The sequence below is a fragment of the Paenibacillus sp. JT31N17 genome, assembly GCF_056269255.1.
Genome location: NZ_JBWDNP010000001.1, coordinates 167461 through 188115, shown reverse-complemented (window position 1 = coordinate 188115; position 20655 = coordinate 167461). Strand labels below are relative to the sequence as shown.

At 51.6% G+C, this 20655-nt stretch carries 17 protein-coding genes; 2 read left to right on the top strand and 15 right to left on the bottom strand.

What is annotated here, in order from left to right; all coding sequences use genetic code 11:
- Positions 1-167: 167 nt before the first annotated feature.
- The 13 genes from AC0YOB_RS00895 to AC0YOB_RS00835 all read right to left on the bottom strand — a co-directional run bounded on the left by AC0YOB_RS00895 (position 168) and on the right by AC0YOB_RS00835 (position 16040).
- Positions 168-893, bottom strand: a complete 726-nt coding sequence (locus AC0YOB_RS00895) for a Stf0 family sulfotransferase (protein ID WP_475791133.1) — start codon at positions 891-893, stop codon at positions 168-170.
- A gap of 311 nt (positions 894-1204) precedes the next feature.
- The gene (locus AC0YOB_RS00890) at positions 1205-3337 is read right to left on the bottom strand and encodes a GMC family oxidoreductase (RefSeq protein ID WP_475791132.1); all 2133 of its coding nucleotides are present in this window, start codon (positions 3335-3337) and stop codon (positions 1205-1207) included.
- Between the two features lie 207 nt (positions 3338-3544).
- Positions 3545-4282, bottom strand: a complete 738-nt coding sequence (gene pyrH, locus AC0YOB_RS00885) for a UMP kinase (protein WP_475791131.1) — start codon at positions 4280-4282, stop codon at positions 3545-3547.
- Between the two features lie 215 nt (positions 4283-4497).
- On the bottom strand, positions 4498-5334 hold the full coding sequence (locus tag AC0YOB_RS00880; protein ID WP_475791130.1) for a nucleotidyltransferase domain-containing protein: 837 nt from the start codon (positions 5332-5334) through the stop codon (positions 4498-4500).
- 304 nt (positions 5335-5638) lie between these two features.
- Positions 5639-5833, bottom strand: a complete 195-nt coding sequence (locus AC0YOB_RS00875) for a hypothetical protein (RefSeq protein WP_475791129.1) — start codon at positions 5831-5833, stop codon at positions 5639-5641.
- 65 nt (positions 5834-5898) lie between these two features.
- Positions 5899-6849 carry an SGNH/GDSL hydrolase family protein gene (locus tag AC0YOB_RS00870; RefSeq protein WP_475791128.1) on the bottom strand — a complete coding sequence of 317 codons (951 nt, stop codon included), beginning with the start codon at positions 6847-6849 and terminating at the stop codon, positions 5899-5901.
- Positions 6850-7036: 187 nt separating this feature from the next.
- Positions 7037-7651 carry a 3-keto-alpha-glucoside-1,2-lyase-like domain-containing protein gene (locus AC0YOB_RS00865; RefSeq protein WP_475791127.1) on the bottom strand — a complete coding sequence of 205 codons (615 nt, stop codon included), beginning with the start codon at positions 7649-7651 and terminating at the stop codon, positions 7037-7039.
- Complete coding sequence (locus tag AC0YOB_RS00860) at positions 7560-7901, bottom strand: hypothetical protein (protein WP_475791126.1); 342 nt, start codon at positions 7899-7901, stop codon at positions 7560-7562. Before AC0YOB_RS00860 ends, AC0YOB_RS00865 begins: the two co-directional genes overlap by 92 nt.
- Before the next feature lie 357 nt (positions 7902-8258).
- A complete protein-coding gene (locus tag AC0YOB_RS00855) occupies positions 8259-10052 on the bottom strand; it encodes an ABC transporter ATP-binding protein (RefSeq protein ID WP_475791125.1) in 1794 nt (597 codons plus the stop codon).
- Entirely contained in the window at positions 10049-11800 is a 1752-nt protein-coding gene (locus AC0YOB_RS00850) for an ABC transporter ATP-binding protein (RefSeq protein ID WP_475791124.1), read from the bottom strand. Before AC0YOB_RS00850 ends, AC0YOB_RS00855 begins: the two co-directional genes overlap by 4 nt.
- Positions 11801-12290: 490 nt before the next feature.
- Positions 12291-13493 (bottom strand): macrolide family glycosyltransferase, encoded by a 1203-nt coding sequence (locus AC0YOB_RS00845; RefSeq protein ID WP_475791123.1) that lies wholly within the window; start codon positions 13491-13493, stop codon positions 12291-12293.
- A gap of 261 nt (positions 13494-13754) precedes the next feature.
- The gene (locus AC0YOB_RS00840) at positions 13755-14762 is read right to left on the bottom strand and encodes an SDR family oxidoreductase (protein WP_475791122.1); all 1008 of its coding nucleotides are present in this window, start codon (positions 14760-14762) and stop codon (positions 13755-13757) included.
- Positions 14763-15116: 354 nt separating this feature from the next.
- Positions 15117-16040, bottom strand: coding sequence for an AraC family transcriptional regulator (locus AC0YOB_RS00835; RefSeq protein ID WP_475791121.1), 924 nt, complete (start codon positions 16038-16040; stop codon positions 15117-15119).
- Between the two features lie 232 nt (positions 16041-16272).
- Between AC0YOB_RS00835 and AC0YOB_RS00830 the strand changes: the two genes are divergently transcribed.
- Complete coding sequence (locus AC0YOB_RS00830) at positions 16273-17241, top strand: quinone oxidoreductase family protein (RefSeq protein WP_475791120.1); 969 nt, start codon at positions 16273-16275, stop codon at positions 17239-17241.
- A 137-nt stretch (positions 17242-17378) separates the two neighbouring features.
- Here AC0YOB_RS00830 and AC0YOB_RS00825 read toward each other — a convergent pair whose 3' ends face one another.
- A complete protein-coding gene (locus tag AC0YOB_RS00825) occupies positions 17379-19142 on the bottom strand; it encodes a hypothetical protein (protein ID WP_475791119.1) in 1764 nt (587 codons plus the stop codon).
- Between the two features lie 32 nt (positions 19143-19174).
- Positions 19175-20110: a zinc-binding dehydrogenase gene (locus tag AC0YOB_RS00820; protein WP_475791118.1), complete on the bottom strand. Its 936-nt coding sequence runs from the start codon at positions 20108-20110 to the stop codon at positions 19175-19177.
- A gap of 108 nt (positions 20111-20218) precedes the next feature.
- Between AC0YOB_RS00820 and AC0YOB_RS00815 the strand changes: the two genes are divergently transcribed.
- Positions 20219-20581, top strand: coding sequence for a MerR family transcriptional regulator (locus AC0YOB_RS00815; RefSeq protein ID WP_475791117.1), 363 nt, complete (start codon positions 20219-20221; stop codon positions 20579-20581).
- Positions 20582-20655 lie beyond the last annotated feature (74 nt).

Sequence of the window (20655 nt, the reverse complement as noted above, 5' to 3'; positions counted from 1 at the left end):
CGTAACAGCCCCACCTTACAGGATTTTAATCCGAACCTTACATAAACCTTAAATATGTACCGCATACTAATCACTTGAAGCGCGTCGTTACATAAAAAAAATAGCCGCATCGGAACAAAAAAAAAGCCGCGGATTCCGCGGCCTTTCCGGTCATTGGGTTATGAAAATCACCAGGCTATGTTGTCCCAGCCCACTTGCCGCTCCTTGCGAAAACGTTGTACCCAGATTTCAGCAATATCATCGGCGATTGGGTCATAGAATGGAGAAGCGATCTGAACAGATTCCGTCGATAGGTTCAGAAAGCTCAAAACTTTCATAACCGTATCATGGTAGTTCCGGATAAAGTCTTCATATACAATCGTCATGGGTACAATATGCTCTTCTGCGAAAAAAGCTTCCATGGCAGCTTCACGCAATGTGCACTCCACAAGCAAATGATTGATTGCATCAAAGGAGTACTTATCCGCTATCTCCTCTTGATGCGGCTGCAAGCCGTGCACCCGATGCCATTCGCCGGTTACGATCGCTCTCCACCACGACACCGCGAGCCTCACTTTATTACGACGGGTCATGAAGATGTGTTTACAAGCCGGGAAAGCTTCTTCCCAAATCTTTGGCCCGGACAGCCCATCAGGCAGAAGTAACTCCTTTTGGAATGTGCGCAGCCACTCATCCAACTTGACTGACGAGGTCTTGAGCCCGAATACGCCATTTGGAGTCGTACCATTCTGCCACATTTGCCGTATGTCCTGGCAGCCGAATGCAGCGGGATCCCGTTCCGTCAGCCACTCTCCTGGAATTCCTGCTACCCCGGTCGATTCGAGTGCTTTATACAACAAGGTACTTCCGGTCCGCTGTGAAAACCAGATTGTATAACTGAGTACAGGCTTCATTGAACATTCTCCTTATGGGTTTAGATTAGATTATTTATATTGATCGTAGATAATCAACGAGAAGAAACCATGGATGAACTTTGTTCACCCACGGCCCTATTTCGCAGGAATACCAAAGCAAGACAATCTAAAACCATCGATGAAGAATTGGTTCAAACAGAGTACACGAGCGAGGACAGAGCAAACTGTCTCTGCCTTATTAGGCAAAGTGCCTTGGTCACGCTCATGACTTATTAGGTTGGCAGATTAACCTTTATCTTCCCTCAGGATACCGTCGTCGTCATCATCACTGCACATATCCCAACATCTCGCTACCCTTGTTTCGCCAGATTTTCTGCCGTGCGGAAAGCCAAGGCAAGAATCGTCAACACCGGGTTGACGCCGCCATTGGTCACGTGCACAGAGCCGTCGCTCACCCAGAGATTGTCGTATCCATGTATGCGGCCAAAGGGATCAGTGACGGATGTCGAAGGGTCATTTCCCATGCGCAGCGTACCCGCCTGATGCTGACCGGCACTAAGCCCGCCACCAGGCCGAGTTCGCCATACCTCACGTGCGCCGGCGGCCCAGAGCCACTTCTCGGCTTGCTCAGCCAGCATGGCTGAAGCTCGAAGAGACTCGGGATGGACACTTCCGGAGAGTTGGGCTGCGGGTATGCCAAAGCGGTCCTTGACCGTCTTCGATAGCCGCACTCTGGACTCGGCGCTCGGGATCTCTTGAATGGGTCCCTGAATTTGGCTGGTACGCAGGTAACTCTCGCGCATCGTGTCCTTGCCTGCGCTCCCCCATCGCGCAGCGTCCGGCGCAAGCGCCCGATACCAGTGAATAAGCGGCAGCCGAGTAAACTCGTTAGCAAGCAATCCGCCCCCGATAATTCCGCCTTCGTTGCGATGGTCAAAACGGAAGGTGGCAATACTCACCCCCGGACCAAGACCATCTTGAACCGGTTCATCAAAGAGGCCGTAAGCGCCGGAATAGACATGGCCTTGAAGGTTTCTTCCTACTTGTCCGTTCCGATTGCCGATTCCATGCGGTTCCGAAACGCTTGCCGAGTTGAGAAGAAGGCGTGCGCTTTCGATGGCTCCGGCAGCAACTACAACATGCCCAGCCCGCACTTGCCGCCGCTGGATAGCGCCGTCCAATTGCTGCACAAGATGAACCCCGGTGGCATGTCTTCCTCCCTCGGTATCGATGCGCTCTACTGTGGTATCGCAGATCAGATCGCAGTTGCCGGTAGCAACAGCCCTTACCAACATCGTATTGTGACCGCCATTCTTACTGTTGGTCGGGCAGGCAAATCCGACACACTGGCCGCACCGGCCGCAAGCCGGCCGACCGTCCCGCTCGATGGAGTTGATGAGGAGAGGCACCGGCCCCACTTCCCATCCCAGCTTCTCTGCCGCCCGGGCCAGGCGTTCTGCTTCCAGCGTTCGCGGCAGCGCCGGCATTGGATAAGAGCGTTGCCGTTGTCCGCGTCCGGGGTGGGCATTCCCATCGCCGGAGACGCCGACTTCCCACTCGGCCCGCATGTAATAAGGTTCAAGCTCCTCATAGCGAATCGGCCAATCGCTTAGCGAACTCCCGTCTGGTATCCCATAGCGGCTTGCCATACGGAAATCATCCGGATGAAATCGCCATGCCTGCGCCCCGTAGATCCGTGTTCCTCCGCCCAGCGTCATTGCGTTATTGTGATAATCGCCTTCAAAAGGCGCGGTGATCCGCTCGTCTCCGCCCGCCAATAGAATCGTGCGGGGGTTGCCCTCCAATCCTGGTCCCGTGTTATGGCCATACTTGCTGAAACGATGGTTACGCAAGTGATCGCTGCCTACCTCACTATATCGGAGCCAGCTACCGCGCTCAACGACAAGAACGTGAAGTCCGGATTCAGCCAATACAGCCGCCGCTACCGAACCGCCGGCCCCGGCTCCGACAATGATAACATCATACCGGTCTCGAAGTTGATCGAGGTTTTTTTGCGGCAGATCGGTTTCCGGAGCCGGCTCATGGCTTTCGGATATGGGGCCCGGGCGAAATCCGATCATGTCCCAAGACTTCCCTTCATTATTCCCGCCCGCCTCAGGACTGCCATAATAGCCTTCAATGACCAGAGACAATAAAGTGTCAAAGAAGCGTTTAGACGAAACAGGCCAGTCCCGAAAGGAATCATGCTCGGCGGCGTGGAGCAGTCTATCTTTCTCATGAGACGGCAGTTCCGAAAATGGTTGGTTATAAAGAGCTGATGCTTCTGCATCCAGTGCGCGAAGTCCAGGTTCGATCACATCCGTCCAGGCAGCAGCATCCTGTGCGGCACTACGTTTCAGGTATGTCAGGACTCCGCCGCCGGTCGCCGAAGGCCATGCATCCTCCGGAATCATCCGGTCGGCAACCGCTTTCAAAATCAGAGAGGCCTCGCTTGTAAAATACTTCTGATCGCCATTCTTCATCTAACTCCCACCACCCCATGATATTCAACAGCATCATATTGACTCACCCTCGTGAACACTCCCTCTTTTTCTTTGTCTATGAAATACAGCTTACTATCCATATTATACTTTTCATAGAGTTGTTCAAGTACTTTCCATTCCTTGTCCAAAAACATAAACGGGCGTCTTCGTCGTACTTGTGAAGAAGCCCTCGGCAACAATATCTATTCATTCCAATTCCAGAACTGATTCACCGCTAATGATCGTTCCGATGTTTTCCCCTTCACAAATTTCTTTCATTGAACCTGGCTTGTCAAAGTTGAACACATACATTGGCAGATTATAGTCTCTTGCCAATATGAATGCCGACTGATCCATCACCTTCAAGTTATGTTGTAAAACATCGTTGTAATGAAGGGATTTGAACTTTCTGGCATTCTTATCGTACTTTGGGTCTGCATTGAGAACGCCGTCTACACCTTGTTTTGCAACTAAAAGCGCTTCGCAATTAACTTCAATCGCTCTTTGTACCGAAGGATAGTCAGTTGTTACGTAAGGCTGCCCGTTTCCTCCCGCAAATATGACAATGTATCCCTTTTCCAGATGGTGAACGGCCCTTAGTCTGATATACGGCTCGGCAACTGATGTTATGGGTATTGCTGTCATTACCCGAACTTCTTTATTGGTTTTGGCTTTCAGAACTCCACGGAGCATTAAGCTATTGACAACAGTTGCAAGCGTACCGATGTTGTCAGCTTCTGCTCTTTCGATTCCCCAACTTTCCGCCATATTGCCCTTGAATATATTTCCACCGCCTATAACCAAGGATACCTCTACACCCAGGTTCACAACGGACATAATTTCATTAGCGATGTAATCCAATCTTTCTGGCGCAAAACCGAATTCAGTATTTCCTGCGACTGCTCCGCCACTTAGTTTAATAAGCACTCTTTTGTATTTCGTCATCGTTACACCTCCATAAAAATAAAAAACACTAAAGCGATGAACGCTTTAGTGTCCTGATGAAAGGAGGAGAATATGAAAATTTAAAATGGATTGGTTTCTGTTTTACTCTCATATTCCCACTCCTTCCGGAAATTTTTCGTCATTTCATTTTATACATAATGACTGTAAAAATCAATGAGTTCTGGTTATGTTGTTTGGCGGTATAAAAGAAAGATTCAAGAAATCTTCGTTTTGTAGACGTTGTTACTCTCCGTGTGAATCAGGCGAAGCAGTTCGACTAGGTCATGCATCCGTTTCAATTGCGAAGCATATTCTCTTGAATGCTCTCCACGCTTGATCGCGATGGCCTCGCGGATAAGTCCATGCCAACGTTCGGGTAATCGTGTAAGGCCATACTCTCCGGCACCAATTTTGCTGGTCACGTCACGCTCTCGAATCGTGTAAAATTGCCGCAGCATGCCGAGGGTGCACCATTCAACTGCATAGTCATTCCGTTCCAACGGTACTGTCTGCTCAGTCATACCCGGCGAATTAAGTTTTTGCTCCAATCTGTCAATCCATCCGGCCCAATATGAATTCATATTTTCAATAACGTATTGGATGAGTTCATCAGATGACAGCTCATAATTGAAGGACATAGGCTGGCCATAAACACAGATGCCATGTCTTTGAAGGATCCACCATGTGACCGGATTTAAGTCCCCATCCCCGTCAGATTGCATTTTTTTATCGAAATACGTGGGGACGGGAGAGAGTTCTCCGACGGATTTACCCGCATCCTTCCGTTGTATATAGGCGCCCATAATATCTAAACCATTGAGCGCTGGCTCAACATCCTCGTGCGCTTCCATAATCAATCGGATGTCAGACGGCGTTAACGTTCGATTAACAAATACAAGAAAGTCTATATCACTTGAGCCTTCAATAAAAGCATTGAGAGCGGTAGAGCCATATACATAAACGGACTCTACGGTATCCGGTATCCGGATTTCCAGCGATTCGCACAGCTTCCGCATAGATCGATTAACAGCTTCCGGTAATAGTTCAGTCATTTCAGTATCCCTCCCTGTTAAAAAATATCTATTAAAAATTAGTGGAAATGATGCCTTTATTGTAACAGGGAAATATCTGAAAACGAACACATTAATTAAGTTCAGCTATCTGTTATTTCATTAGAAAACAGGAGCAGTCCGCCGCAGCAGCCACTCCGCTATCACCTGATTCAATTTATGATCGACTCTAAATCACATGGGTTTGCCCTCCTAAACTTTATCTTCGATTCCCGCGAACAGGACCTTCAGCTTGGCAATATCCGCCCGTCCGTTGCCTAGTTCGAACAATACTGCGGTACGCAACTTATAACGGCGGCTGCACCAGCAGCAGTCTTCCGAGCTGAATCGCCGTCCGGTTGTACCATTCCGGATGCTGCCGGAGATGCTCCAGGCTCCGCTGATTGCCAACGGCCTCGAACACTCCCGCTTTATCCGTCCTCTCGGTGTCGATCTCAAATCGAACCGAATGCTTCCCATTCGAAAGCTCCGGCAGAAACACATACTGGTTCCGGTTATGGTCATTATGCGGGGTGAACCGGTCGACGACGAAAGACTCCCCGCCATCTACCGTAATCCTAAGTCTGCCGGAATCGGGTCCCCCGATATCGAATAGACCGATGTGGGTACCGGTGAACTCAACCGTGAAGGTATCGCCAGGCTCGTGGCTCTCCACAGACCGGGAAACAGCCATTCGTATTCGCGCGCCAGCTTGAAGTTTTCCGGCGTCATATAGGTCCACCCGCCGGAAAATTCCGCGAGTTCCTCCGGTGCCAGCAAATTGGCATATTCCCACGGATTCTCCGCTACTTGAGGCTCCAGCGGAAAGGGATGTTCAACCGGTCCGCCGCTTATACCTATGCCACGAACCGTCTCCAAGTGCCTGATAATCGTACTGGCATAGATCAAATGTCCGTCCGGAATGGTCGGATGAACGGAATCGTGAGTGAAGACGGTTGTACCGTTCACGGTCTCCTCATTCGACTTGGCCGTAAATACGAGCGAGCCCTCCGTCACAAGCCGGCTGACCTCTACGCCCAAGTGAATCGAAGGTATGCCGTAATAGTCGGCCAATTCATCCTGCAGAAGAGCTCCCTGCTGATATTGCCCCGCCTGAAATACTGCCACATCCCGCTCCGCCAGCGTATACACGAACAGAACATCGGTCACAGGGCTCCTCTTGCGGATTTGCCGGACGATCCCTTCGATCCAGGCTTTCGACTCAGGGGCTCCCCCATCGTTCACGACAAATTCGACGACCACCAGATCGGGCTTGTGCCTGAGTACATCCGTCTCGATACGTGCGCAGCCCAGATCCGAGCCGGTACCGGAAATACCCGCGTTCACGGCATGGATATCCGCCTTGGGATACTGCTGCCGCAGCCAATTCGCAGTCATCGCCCGGTATCCTTCCGCACGGGTAATACTGCCGCCCAAATAGACAATTGTCACCTCGCCCCCATTTTCCAGCTTGTAAAACAGATTAGGGAGTCCATCACGCGGGGTGAACTGTTCCATCTTCATTGCACCACCAATTCGGGAATCTGTTTCCATCCGGCTTGAAAGCGGCCCGCTCGGCTTTAATATGCCGGCAATTCTCCGCCAGTATGGACGGTCGGGTATAATTTTTGACATAGACAGTTCTATTAAAAACCATGTGCCGCTCCCTTCGGATACACGCGTATAAGCATAAGGCATGCCTCAATCAATTTGTATTCACGCTGCCATAATCAACTCGAATGTCATCGACGCTGGCCGAGGTGTTGTACATACGGAAGCCTATTCCCCCGGTCAGATGAGACACATCCTTCACGTCGAATAACTTCGTTCCATTCACGAATGCGGTAATCGCATCGCAATTGACCGTCACCTGCACGTCATGCCATACACCTGAAGACTGAGGCAGCGGAACGGCCGCACCCATCTGTGTCCACGTTCCGTTTACTTTCTTCATCAGGCGGACGTCGTTATTGCCGGGACGCAGATTCAGCCAGTACAAGTTGGCATTATCCTGCATACGGAACGTCATGCCGGCGCCGGTGCTTCCGGTTCCCGCGCCATCGATGCGAATTCTCGCCTCCGCGGTGTAATCGTCGCCAGCTTCCGTTGCAGCGTTGGAAACCATGATATCTCCCGCAAGCGCGTTTTGCCGGAATGCTTTCGTTCCGTCCGGCTGAGGCTCCGCCCACGAACCGCCGGTTGTCGCCCAACCATAGGAACTGCCATCCTCAAACGAATCCTCGAATGGAATCGGCTCCCCGCTCGTCGCAGGCGTCCCATAGACAGCTCGAAGGCGGATCGACGACGTACCGCCCGGCATCGAACACTACTTCCGCTCCGTCTGGCGAACGTGCCGCAGTATCAAGAGCGGCTCGTATGGCGTCGCCGTCGGCTGTTTGATCTCCTGCAACTGCACCATAATCCGCAACGTGAATCACCTCTGGAACAGCAGCAGAATCCGTTCCTGATGAAGTTGCCGGTGCCGATTCCACAGGTGAAACTCCGCTAAGCACCGCAAGGCTCAACGCAAGCGAAACAATAGCCCTCACTCCATAATTGCGCAATACCAAAACCATTCACTCCTTCGTTTTCGAATTATATTGTAAGCGCTTACCATTATTATTGTAATCCGCCGGGCCTGGCTCTGACGATTCACGATCTGACGAAATGTTTTCACATCTGGTTAAATACGCATGTCCCGTCTTTCGCCAGGAGCTGTGCAATAATTATGGAATGACACCTTGTTCCTTCAGCTGCTGCCGGGCGGCATCCATATTCCGATTCCCGATTCCCCCTCTTTCTCTGTTCACTTTATTAGTTGAAAAAAGGCAGCCGATCGTTCTGACCGGCTGCCTCATGTAAAGAACTATTGTGTTCCGTAAGATACGCCTGGGCTAAGCGCTTGCAGGCATCCAGCCATTCGCACCTCACGCCGGCTGTTCGGCCTCTTCTTCCTCGACATCCGCCCTCGACTCCTCGCCCTGCCACAGCAGCTGCATCTCTGCGCTGGTTGCCAACAGTTCGGACAGCGAGCCCTCGGCTTCGATCCGTCCGTCCTTCATCACGAGGATATGGTCGGCACGCGCCAGCGCTGCTCTGCGATGAGACACCGCGATGCAGGTCACGTCCCGTTCCTGGAACAGCCGCTCCCACAGAACCTTCTCCGTCTCGACGTCTAGCGCGCTAGACAGATCGTCAAAGAGGAATACGTCCGACTGCGTCATGAGCATCCGAGCCGTGGCGGCACGCTGAATCTGTCCGCCGGAGAGCATGACACCGCGGGGACCGACGAAGGTCTCGAGCCCGTTCTCCAGCGTTCGAAGGTCCTGCTCCATTACGGCCAAACGGATGACGCGGTCCAGCGCGTCCGGCGGGACGTGGCTGCCTTGCGTGATGTTCTCGCCCAGAGTGTCGCTGAACAGCCGCGGCACTTGGGGCGTATAGGACGTCCTCGGCGGCTTCAAGTAAGCAGCCGGGTCTTCTATCAACCGCCCGTTCCACAGGATGGTGCCGTCTGACTTCGGCAGGAGGCCGAGGAGCGTGCGGACGAGCGTTGATTTGCCTGAGCCGATCCGGCCGGTGACGACCAGGAACTTGCCTCGCTCCAGGCGGAAGCCGACGTCCCGGATCCCGTTCTTCGAGTTCGGATACGTATAGGACAGGCCCCGAACCTCCAGGCTTTGTAATCGATCGTCCTCGCTCGCGACCGTGGCTTCGATCTCGGGGGGATCGCCGTACAAATGGATCTCGCTATGATCCGCGATGCGGTCCTCCTCGCCCGGACGGAACAGAATCCGCATCCGGTCGAGCGCAACGCGCAAGCGCTTGTGCTGGAAGACCATATAGCCGAATAATGAGACGCTGAACGCGAAGGTGCTCAGATAGGATGTGAAGAGAGCGATATCGCCTACGGTGAAGCGGCCCTCCTTCATCTCCGCGGCGCACATCAGAAGGATGACGCCAGTGCAGATGCTGAGCACATGCTGGTTCAGCGATCTCATCCACTGCTTGAACAGATTGTCCCGCAAGGCCGCCTTCCGCCGGCTCTCATTCAGCTGAAGGAAGCGGTTCAGCACATGATCCTCTGCCCGTCCGAGCTTCACGGCCTGCACTGCGCCGAACGTCTCCGCGATGAAGCCGGTGATCCGGCCGGTTGCTTCCCGGTTCAGCTGGGAATACCGTCTCGCCCGGTTGCCGGACAAGTTGTTGAACAACGTAACGATGACGAGCGGGAGGATGGCCACCATCGTAATCTGCCAATTGATGCGGGCCATGATCACGATGCAGGTGACTGCGTAGATCACGCGGCCCCAAAAGTCGACCCAGGACTCCACGTATTCAACGACTTCGTCCACGTCTTCCCGGAAGCGGGTCATCGCTTCCCCGGGAGAGGCCGGCAGATTGCGTCCGGGCCAGCGCATGATCCCGGCCAGCATATTGCGGCGCAGAACGGCTTGGAGATGATAGATGTACGTCACCCATTTGAAAAAAGCGATAAAAAACATGCCGACTCTGGAGAATCGGATCAGCGCGACGACGATCAGCGGCAGCGCGAGCCATAGGTAATCGTGAGACTGGGTCGTCGCTCGGTCGAAGTACCATTTCATCCCAAGCCCGATACCGACGGGCATCGCGTGGAAGAGCCCCCATAGCAGAGCATTTACAAGATATAGAACGGGGTTGTAACGAAATAATCTCCCCATGAATTGCGTGACGGTCATGCCAATTCCTCCTGTCGGTTGGCTCGCAGCAGCTGGGCATATTCCGATGACGGATCTTGCGCCAAGGCAGCTCTCGCGCCGAACTCGATGATGCGGCCCTGGCGCAGCACCATGATCTTGTCGACTTGGTCCAGCGTGGCCAGCCGATGGGCGATCACGATCCCCGTGCACTGCTCCACCAGTTGATCCACAGCCTTCTGCAGGATCGCCTCCGTCGCGGCGTCAAGCCGCGAGGACGGTTCATCGAGGATGACCAGACTCGGCTGGGTCAGGAACACCCGCGTCAGCGCGAACAGCTGCGCTTCCCCCGCTGAGAGCGATGCTCCTCCGGCGGAGAGGCGTGAATCCAGCCCTTGGGGCATCGCCTCAATCCAGGGCTGCAACCCGATCCGTTCGGTCGTCTTGAGGATCTCTTCGTCCGAGAGGTGCGGATTGAACAGCGTCAGGTTGTCGCGGAGGGTGCCGTCAAACAGCTGCACATCCTGCGTGACCATGCCGACCCTGCGGTACAGCGACTCCAGGCGCAGGGAACGGATATCCACCCCGCCTATCCGAATGACGCCGCTGTCCAAATTATACAGACGAAGCAGCAGCCGGCTGATGCTCGACTTGCCGCTGCCGGTCCGTCCGATGAGGCCCAGCCGTTCCCCCGGCTTCAGCTTGAAGCTGATGTCGTGCAGGATACGCTGATCCTCGTTATAGCTGAAGTTCACCTGCTCGAACGATACGGATAGCGGGCCCAGCGGCAGCTCGTCGTCATTGCCATCCACGATCTCGTTTTGCAGCGCGAGCAGCTCCCGGGCTCGGCGCATGCCGGACTTCGCCTTCTGGAACTCCTGCAGCTGATCGCCGAGCTGTTCGATCGGGTCGTTCAGCATTTGGGTGTATTGAAAAAAGAGGAATAGCATGCCGAGCGTGATCTGCCCCTGCAGGAACATGCGGACGCTAATCATCAGCACGATGGTGACGGTGACCGTGAACATCACGACCGTGACGTTCCAAGGCATGACCCGGAGCATCCAAGCCCTGCGGCCGGAGAGGAAGACCGACCGCATTGCCCGGTGATAGCGATTCATGAGATGTGGTACTCCACCGTTCGCTTGTACGTCTTCAATGCCTGCGATCCGCTCCTCGATCAGGCCGAAGAGGGCGGCATTCGCTTGGCGTTCCGATTGGGAGGCTCTCACGCCCATATCGCGGATTCCGATCATGACGCCGATGGATAGGCAGGTGAAGGCCGTCATTGTCGCGGCTATCTGCCAGTTGTAGACGAACATATATCCGAGAATACCTGCGAGCAGGACAAAGCTGCCCACAATCTTGGCGATGAACATCGCGAAGAAGTTCGACATGTGGGTCACGTCTCCGTCGATTCGTTCAATCATCTCGCCCGGCGTCTTTACGTTGTGGAACCGCATATCGAGCCGTAAAGTGTGCTTGAGCAGGTTGGCCCGAATCTGGTTGGTCGCACGCCAGGAGACGTCATTCCCCAGGTAGTCGACCGATACCGTGAACAATTGATTGAGCACGGCAACGACGAGATACAGCCCTGCCAGCGACAGCAGGCTGGAGACGCTTCCGGCGCCGGTCGCCTGGTCGATGAACCGTTGGACGATCTGCGGGTTCAGGAGCTGGAGCGCCGTCGTCAATAACAGCAAGAGCATCAGCGCGAGCATCCGCCATTTGACGGGACGCAGGTATTGGAGGAGCCAGGACATGGATTGTTTTGGTTTGCGTGTTTGCGGCATGGTGGCGGAGAGCCCCTTTCTGACTTAAAGCAATCGCGGCGTGACCGTGACCGTGCAGACGGGAACCTGGAGATGAAATATAAAAACTCCAGGCGAAACCGCCTGGAGCGAGGTACATGGGGGAATTAATGCAGACGCACGGCAGGGCCAGCCGATGGATACAAGCCTATGAAGTTGGATTGGATAGGGACAATTGGACTTGCCATCTTGGTGACCTCCTTTATTAGATCATTAGAATTGGAACTTGAATAAGGAAACTATATCACGGGCTTACGAATAGCGTCAACCAGAATCTGGATGATACTTTTTTTTTGCCTTACTCATTTTCGCGCTTGAACTGCCGGTATTATTGGCCTTCATCAGTTGGCTAGAGGTTTCGCCGGCATTCGGTTTCTCTGGATCAACGAGGTCATTTTAACGTAAATGACTTCATACGTTTATTTCTTGTCTCATCTTTTTCGTTTGTGTCCAGATGCAAAGACCGGCCGCTTTATAAGGCCGTAAGGTGCCGCCACTGCATAATGAGCTCCGCCGCTTTCCGCGCCCCTCCCGCTTCGCGGAAGGATGCCCCGATTTTGGCTGCCTGCTGCTTATACGATGGATCGCTCAGCAGCTTCTTGGCCGTTTCGCGCAGCTGCGCGGGAGAGATCTCGCTCAGCTTGAGCGCGATTCCCGCTCCCAGTTCGGCAACCCGCCCGGCCACGATCGGCTGATCCGCCGAGACCGGCACGACGGCAAGCGGCGTATCAAAGAACAAACCCTCGCTCGAACTATTCATCCCGCCATGGGTAAAGAATACGTCGGAGTACTGCAGCACTTCGAGCTGCGGCACATAATTCCGGACGATAAAGTGATCCGGAATCGACGGGAAGCCGCTTAAATCCGTTTTTTTGCCGACGGACATCACGACGACCGCATCCAGATCCTTGAACGCCTCGAAACACATCTCGTAATAGGCCTTTTGCTGATTAAACACGGTGCCCATGGAAATAAAGACGACCTTGCGCCCTTTCAGCTCATGCAGCGGAAAATCCGGCGCATCCGCGCGGTCGGCGATGGACGGCCCTACGAAATGAAACGAATCGTCGAACCGATCCGCTTTCGGTTGAAAATACGTCGAAGTATACACGATCGTCATATCGACCGGGTGGCACATGATTCCCATCTGCTGCTTAAGGAAGCTGAGGTCCAATTGATATTGGGTCTTCATCTGCTTCGACCAGTCATCGATTTTGTCTCTAAATTCCGCAAGCTTGGCCGGCGGAATCAAATCCTTCATCGGATTTTCCCATTCGGGATGAAAGGCGAACGTCGTGCATGAGGTGATTTTCGGCACCTGCATTGTCTCGGCAATCATCCAGCCGGCCAGAAAAATGTGATCGTAAATCACATAATCGTAGTTTTCGCTCTGCACCTGCGGCAGAATCGACTCGTACAGCCTCTCCGAGTTTCGCAGCAAAAACTCCATGAACATGAACGGGTCCCTGCCCGTTTGGCCGGCCTTGCTCAGCAGCTCTTCAACGAAATCCTCGTATATTCGGACTTCAGCTCCGGCTCCTTCCATTCGCTCCCTGAATTTTTCCGTGCAATAATACGTTACCTTCTCTCCTTTGCTTATAAGCTCCTTAACCAATCCTACCGTCGGGTTGACATGTCCTTCTCCGGGAAAACCAATGAACAAAACATTTCCCATAATCCATCACTCCCTTCCACCTAATGGTAGTCCAAGACGGAAGGGAGAGTCAAAAAACGGTTCGCAAATATTTCTAAATTATGGTTAATTGAAGAAAAGTTCAATTTTCCGTCACATGATCGATTCCCGCGTTCCGGCCCCGTCAACGATGATGGAGATTGGGTCAATCTACCGCAACCCTAAGTTCTGCCCTGAACATTCCTGCAGATTAATCAGTCAATCAATATTTTACCCGTAAGAACAAAGCTGCGGCGGCTGTCTTTATATCTTCGACAAAAACGCCTCGTAAGCCGCGATTAAATGATCCATTTTTGCGTTCAGCGCTACATCCACGGTTTGCCGTTCCGGATGCTCGCTGAAATAGGCAATGGATTGCCGAATCCCGTGCTCGAACCTGGTTGTCGCCATGTAGCCGGGAACGAAAGCTTTGATTTTGCTGTTGTCCAGAACGTAGCTGTTGCACGTATCCCCGAATAATTGGCTTTTGAATTCCGGCATGGCAAGCGAGATGCATTCCGAGGTGATGTGAATGATGTTCGGTTCCGCACCGACCGCTTGGCCGATGATAGTCAAGTACTGATCCCATGTTTTGACTTCATCGGAGGTAATGTGAAAAGATTGGCCGATGGCCTGCGTATTTCCTAACAGCCCCACCAGACCTTTTGCAAAATCGGTATTGTGGGTTATTGTCCAGAGCGAAGTGCCGTCGCCCGGAACAATAATCTTGTTCCCCTTAAGGATGCGGTCTACAAGCGTCCAGGGATGAGCCCCGCTTGAGATCGCAAACGGAATGCTGGTCGGGCCGTAAGTGTGGGAAGGCCTTACGATCGTGATGGGAAAACCCTGTTCCCGATATTCCTTGACGAGCCTTTCCTCACAGGCTATTTTATTGACGGCGTAAGGCCATCCGGGGTTGTGCTGCGGTGTGGATTCATCCAGGATGTAGTAGCCGGGGGGCCTTTGATAGGTAGCCGCCGTACTGATGAAAATATACTGATTGGTTTTTCCCGCGAACAGCTGAATATCTCGCTCAATGCCATCCGGCTCAAAAATGATCCAATTAACCACGACATCAAAATGCTGATTGTTCAAAAGAGTTTCCATTTCTGCACGGTTGTTGATATCGCCATGAAGTATTGTTGTACCTTCAGGCGCCAACTGATCACGGGTTCCCCGGGTTAACAAATAAAGATCAAAGCCCTTCTCGATCGCCAGTTTGGAAGCCGCCGAGCTAATCAGGCCGGTTCCGCCAATAAATAACACTTTCATCCTATACACGCTCCCGTCTGTTCGTTATGAGTGACTCTGACGGCCCGCACCTGCTACCATGGACCGCCGGGATGAGGCTGCACCTACCCTTCTATTTAAAATGCAGTCTGTCAGGCAATCTCTATATCTGGAATAGTAAACTGTTCGTGATAGGCATATTCAATTCCTTTATTGGCTTGGCCGGGCTCGGCAGACCTGGCAGCAATCGATCATGCTAAAGCGACGGCTTCACGATGCAAAAAACGGCGTATTTCCCTTGCTGACAAGGGCGATGCGCCGTTTTTTTGGTTACGAATGTATTCGGGTATCCCGTATAACGTTGAAATTGGTTTCAATACCCAGCGGATTATTTCCTTACTTTTCTGTGCCCCCTGCTGCCCGTATGGCTCGAACATCCCTTAAGGGCGAAAGCCCGAATAGACGTTTGTATTCCCGTATAAACTGTGTCGAGCTTTCATAGCCAACCTGCGATGCCGTTCTGGTTACATCAATCATACCTGCTATAAGCAGTCTTCGTGCCTCTTGAAGTCTAATCCGCTTTTGATATTGAAGCGGCGTCATAGTCGTTACGGCTTTAAATTTATGATGCAGGTTGGAAATGCTCATGTTTCCCAAATCAGCTAATTGACTGATCGTAAACGGACTGTCGAAATGAGCTGTGATCCAATTAATTACATGGTTTATCCCGGCAGCCTCTTGATGCAAAAGCATTTTACTATAAAAAACATCACCCTCCTCGCCGGTTAAAAGGCGATAAATAAGCTCGCGCTTCGCGGCGGGAGCAAGAAAAGCGACCGCCTGGGCGTCAACGGAAAGCCGAAGAAGCCTTTCACATACCCCAAGCGCTTCAATATTCGTTTTCCCAATAAATGCACCGCTGCTTAAGCTTTTATACGAATTGATGTTAACATTTGCCTCCAAAGCAACCGATGATACCTCTTCAGAGGTAAAATTAATTTGCAGCGCAACATATGGTGTTTCTTTTGTGGCTTTCAGAACCTGCCCCTTGATTGGCATGTTGATACTTGAAGCAAGATAATTCCCTGCTCCGTAATCAATTGTTTCCCGCCCGGCATGAAGTACTTTATTTCCTTGTATGACTACACAAACAGAAGGAGCAAGAACCCCTTGCGAGACGGGCGTAGATTTGTTTTCCTTAAGTATGGAGAGAAATGGAATATTTGTATGATAAACTCCATCGTAAAATGAAAATTGTGAAGTCAGAGTCAAAATTCTACTCAGACAACGTCTAGTATCAGCAGAGATGTCCTCTATCATTTCATCTACCTTCCCTATCCGTAATTTGCATAAAATAAATAAACCGGCGTTTTGATTTATAGGATTGATAGTTTTCGTTTTCTGATTGTATTATGTCCCTATTTCGCAGTCTTAGGCAATATTTAAGCACAATCGGACTATTTTTGCATCTGAAAATCATTGAAAATAAAGAGGTCAGCGAGCTAACAAACTAAAAAGCAAGCCCATTCCCATTCTTAAGGAGGAAATCAGCATGAAAGCTATGGTTGTCACACAATACGGAGGTCCTGACGTCCTCTCGGAATCCGAAACGCCAGACCTTCATCCAGGGCCGGGGCAGGTCAGCATTGATGTAACCCACTCTGCAGTCGGATTGATTGATTCTTTCCTTCGCCGCGGTACGATTCCTATTTTTTCGCCGCCCTACGTACCTGGGTTGGAGGTTGCGGGTACTATCCGAGAATTGGGAGAAGGTGTCACCGACTTTCAAATTGGTGAGCCTGTCGTTACACTTTCTTTGATGAGTTTGGGTGGGTACGCGACTGTTACAGTTGCCGATTCCGCTCTTACCATATCTCTCGATGGATTCAACATTGACCCGGCGCTTGCCGTGTCGGCGCTCCCGAACGCTGTGACTGCGTATTTGTCCCTGACAAAGGTCGCCCACATTCAAAAAGGTGAGAATGTATTAATCCATGGCGCTATTGGAGGACTGGCATCTGCGTACCCTGCAGTTGCGCGTTCACTTGGAGCATCCCGCATCGTCGGAACGGTTCGAACTGCCTCCAAACTGGAAGCTGCACGTGAATTAGACTATGACGATGTTGTACTGTCCGAAGATTTTCCATCAGCAATAGCAGATGAACAATTTAATATCGTGGTCGATCCCGTAGGCGGAGATATGCTTGCTTCAAGCTTGGACTTAATGGCTCCACTCGGCCGTGCTCTGCTTGTAGGCAATGCAAGCGAGCATGCCGTGGATATTTCAAGCAACTCGTTGTGGTTAAAAAATTTAGGGGTTCAGGGATTTAATGTTGGTGGCTATTTGATGGGAAACCCGAGTGCCGGCCGTCCTGCCGCAAAGGCTGTTCTCCAATTACTCGAGGAAGGAAAGATAGATTTTCCGGTGACCCTTCTTCCGCTTCAAAATGCATCTGAGGCGCATCGAAGGATGGATGCAAAAGAAATAATAGGCAGAATCGTCCTTCGAAATGAATTTTAAGCGTTTCTGAACAGGATCAAGCATGAAAAAGGCAGCCGTTTTATTTTGGCTGCCTGTTTATGTTTCGTATCAAGCTCATAGTGCCTGGCAGCACGAAGCCTCGTATTAATGCTGCCAATTAAATAAAGTTACGTTGCCTAAAGGGTTTGGCGTATTCGGTTTGCGGTCACAAACAGCAGCATTACGGCGATCAACGCAAAAAGTACATTTCCGATCCAAGCCAAAGAGTCATCCGGCCACAACAATGATGTCAAGGCAAAGCCTCCCCATGCATACGTCAGCAAAGCTCCGGCAACCAAGGCGAATTGATGCCGCAAGCGCCACTCCTGCTGCCGAGACCAATGGACAACGAGCGGCGACACGATGCATAAGATGAAGATGCCCATCGTCAGGCCAGCCCAGCTCTCGGGCTTCATAAAAAACAGGCTGGCCGCTGCAAATGCACCCACACCAAGAGGCCATGGCTTTGGCACCGGGCGGGCCGAAGGAACATCAGGACTCCTTTTCTTTTTAATAACAAAGGCGAAAGCAATCAGCGCGAGCGCCGCAGAAGCTGCACACATCAACTGCATTGGCGAAGCCAGGAATTTTTCATCGGCGTATATAAAGCTGAAAACAATGGCACAACCCATAAGATACAAACCGCCGGTTATGATCAGACCCGCCTTTCCTAACCAGGGTACCGTCATTCTGGCAGGCGTCATCATCTCTACAAGTGCAACAGGAACGGCGATACTCCATATGACATGCCCCATCACAAAAGCCAGGGTGTTGTAGGCGCTGATCCCCAGCACGGGAATAGGTGTGACTTTCTGGGATTCAAGGCCTAAGAAGGTCGGGTTAAAGAGCGATTGATCCACCAGACCCGCCTCAATAACGCCATATGCCGCAGCCAAGAGGAAGAGGGACGGCCAACCGCGGCCGGTACGACGGACCAGCTCCCGAATGAGCAGGGCACCTCCGCCGTACAGCGGCACAATAAGCGGAAACCCGGGAAGGTTCCGGAGCGGACTGACTCCCAGTAAAAATTCACCCACCCATGGTGCAAGAAGGAGCAGGCCCAGCGCTGGAGCAAGGCGGCGGAGCCGTACTGAAGACGGGAATGAGTTGCCTGATGGATTCTTCGTTCCTCTCTCCCGAATCCTGCATGCAACGTTTGCGATCAAGCCAAGACATACCCCTGCCATGAAGCGGACAGCAAGTATTCTGAAAAAGATCACGAAGCGAATAACTATCTCTTCCCCTGCCGGGCTGAAGAAATCTTTCAAATTTCCCTTGAGCTCAGGCAAATTATTGTCCATGGTGATCTGATGAGTTACCGCAACAAACAGGCCCAGCAGCGTACCTAGAACGATAAAGTCATAAAACGGCCTTTTGTTCTTCCGTAACAAGGCAATACCAAGGTAGATCACAAACGGACCCGCAGAAAGCGTCTTATATAGAGGCGACTCCAGCGAAAGCAGCTGCAAGTCTTCAATGACCACGCGGAGAATCGCGATTGCAGCCAACGCCATAAGCAGCACCAGCGGCATATCTGTACGCAAAGCTGCTATCCGCCGTTTCTTTAACCTCTCTATTTGCTTTTTCATCGGAGCGGATCCCTCCTTCATCGAAATTTGATTATACATATAATTTTTTGATCGATTAATCAAATAATATTCTCTGCAGTTTAATGTGTCAATAGCGAACACACACAAAATCCCGGTTATTCGAAATCTCCCGCTCGTGGTGGATGCCTTTCCTTGGTTAAGGGGAAGTATCGCCTGCTCCCTTCGGCCCTGGAGTGACTCAAGTGCCGGGTCTATAATAAGAAAGGAGCAGCTGTCTGCACAGCTGCTCCACTCTACCCTAAATCCAAATCCGGAATAAACCATGCAGCCACACCCGGTACCAATGATCATTTCTTCCATTCCAGTGATTATAAAAAGTCATATTAAGAAACAGAAAGCACCGCCTTGCCAGCGATACGACGGTTTAAGAGGCTTTGGGCAACCTCAGCAATTTCAGTCCAGGATGACTCCTGGGCCACTTGCGGATGCAATCGTCCCTCAGCAACCATCTGAGCTAATCGGCCGAGATCCTTCGATACACCCTGCCGGTCTCCAATCCCATCAAGGACAAGTACACCATCGGGTACGGACTTTAGCCGGGCTTCTAATGTCATCTCAGGCTCTGTTGCAGCTCCAACGTTAACACAACGGCCGCCGGATTCGAGAAAAGACGAAACAATGCTTAACGATTTTCCACCCAACGTATCCACGATGAAATCGTAAGGCCCTGATGAATGAGCTGCAGCAGCGTCTTCTCCAACGACTATATGGAGTCTTCCTGTCTTTCGGAGACTCGCGGCGCGTTCTTCGCGCCTTACAAGCGCAATAACTGCAGCGCCTGCTTGATGAGCCAGCTGGCAGGCAAAATGGCCTACACCGCCCGATGCTCCGGTGACCAGGACATTGCGATTAAGTAGAAACCCGCCTCTCTCCAGAGCATATAAAGCTGTGAGGCCAGCGACGGGCAGCGCCGCAGCTTGAGCAAAAGTGACATTTTCGGGAATCTCCGCTAAAAAGGCCGTTGGAACAGCCACAAATTCTGCCCATGATCCGGAAGGGACCATTCCAAAAACTCTTGTTCCGATTGGCGGTCCAGATCCATCTGCTGCCGGTTGTTCGATTACTCCTGACAGATCCCACCCTGGCCGCCATCCCGCAGCCGCTCTCATTGAGGTGCGGACCTCGCCAAGATTGAGCGAGACGGCAGAGACACGAACAAGTGCTTTGTATGATGAAGCAGGGCGGGGCGACTCCACATTGTCAATCTTGAGACGTCCTTCGATTGCAGGACAAACAACAATGGCTCGAATAGTACTCATTATGCATCTCCTTCTCTTCTTCTTGCATTTTGACATGGTGCTGCTGGACGAGTAGAGTATAAACTATAAAGTATAGTTGAAGGTCAATCCTTTTTTGGGGTGATTCTCATGATAATTAATACGTTGGCACAAAAAACAGGCTTAACGGCTCCCGCCATCCGATTTTATGAAAAGGAAGTCCTTCTGGATGCACGCCATGTACAGCGAGGAGAAAATAACATTCGTGAATATTGCCAGGAGGCAGTTGAGCATCTTCAGTTGATCAAAAAGGTTCAGACTGCAGGATTTACGATAACGGAGATAAAAGAAGTGATTCAAGCCGATGAGGCAAATGAGCTATCCCTATCAAGGAAGGTTGAGATTCTCCGTCAAAAAATGCAGGAGATTGAAAGAAAACAAAACGAATTGGAACAAGTTCAAACGCATATCTCACGAATGCTGGCGAATAAGCTGGCGTTGATGGAAGCTTAGGAAAAAGCCCATTTTATAAGCTCCACAGATATTGAGTTGTACAAAGATAAGATAAACTCAATGCTTCAACCCAT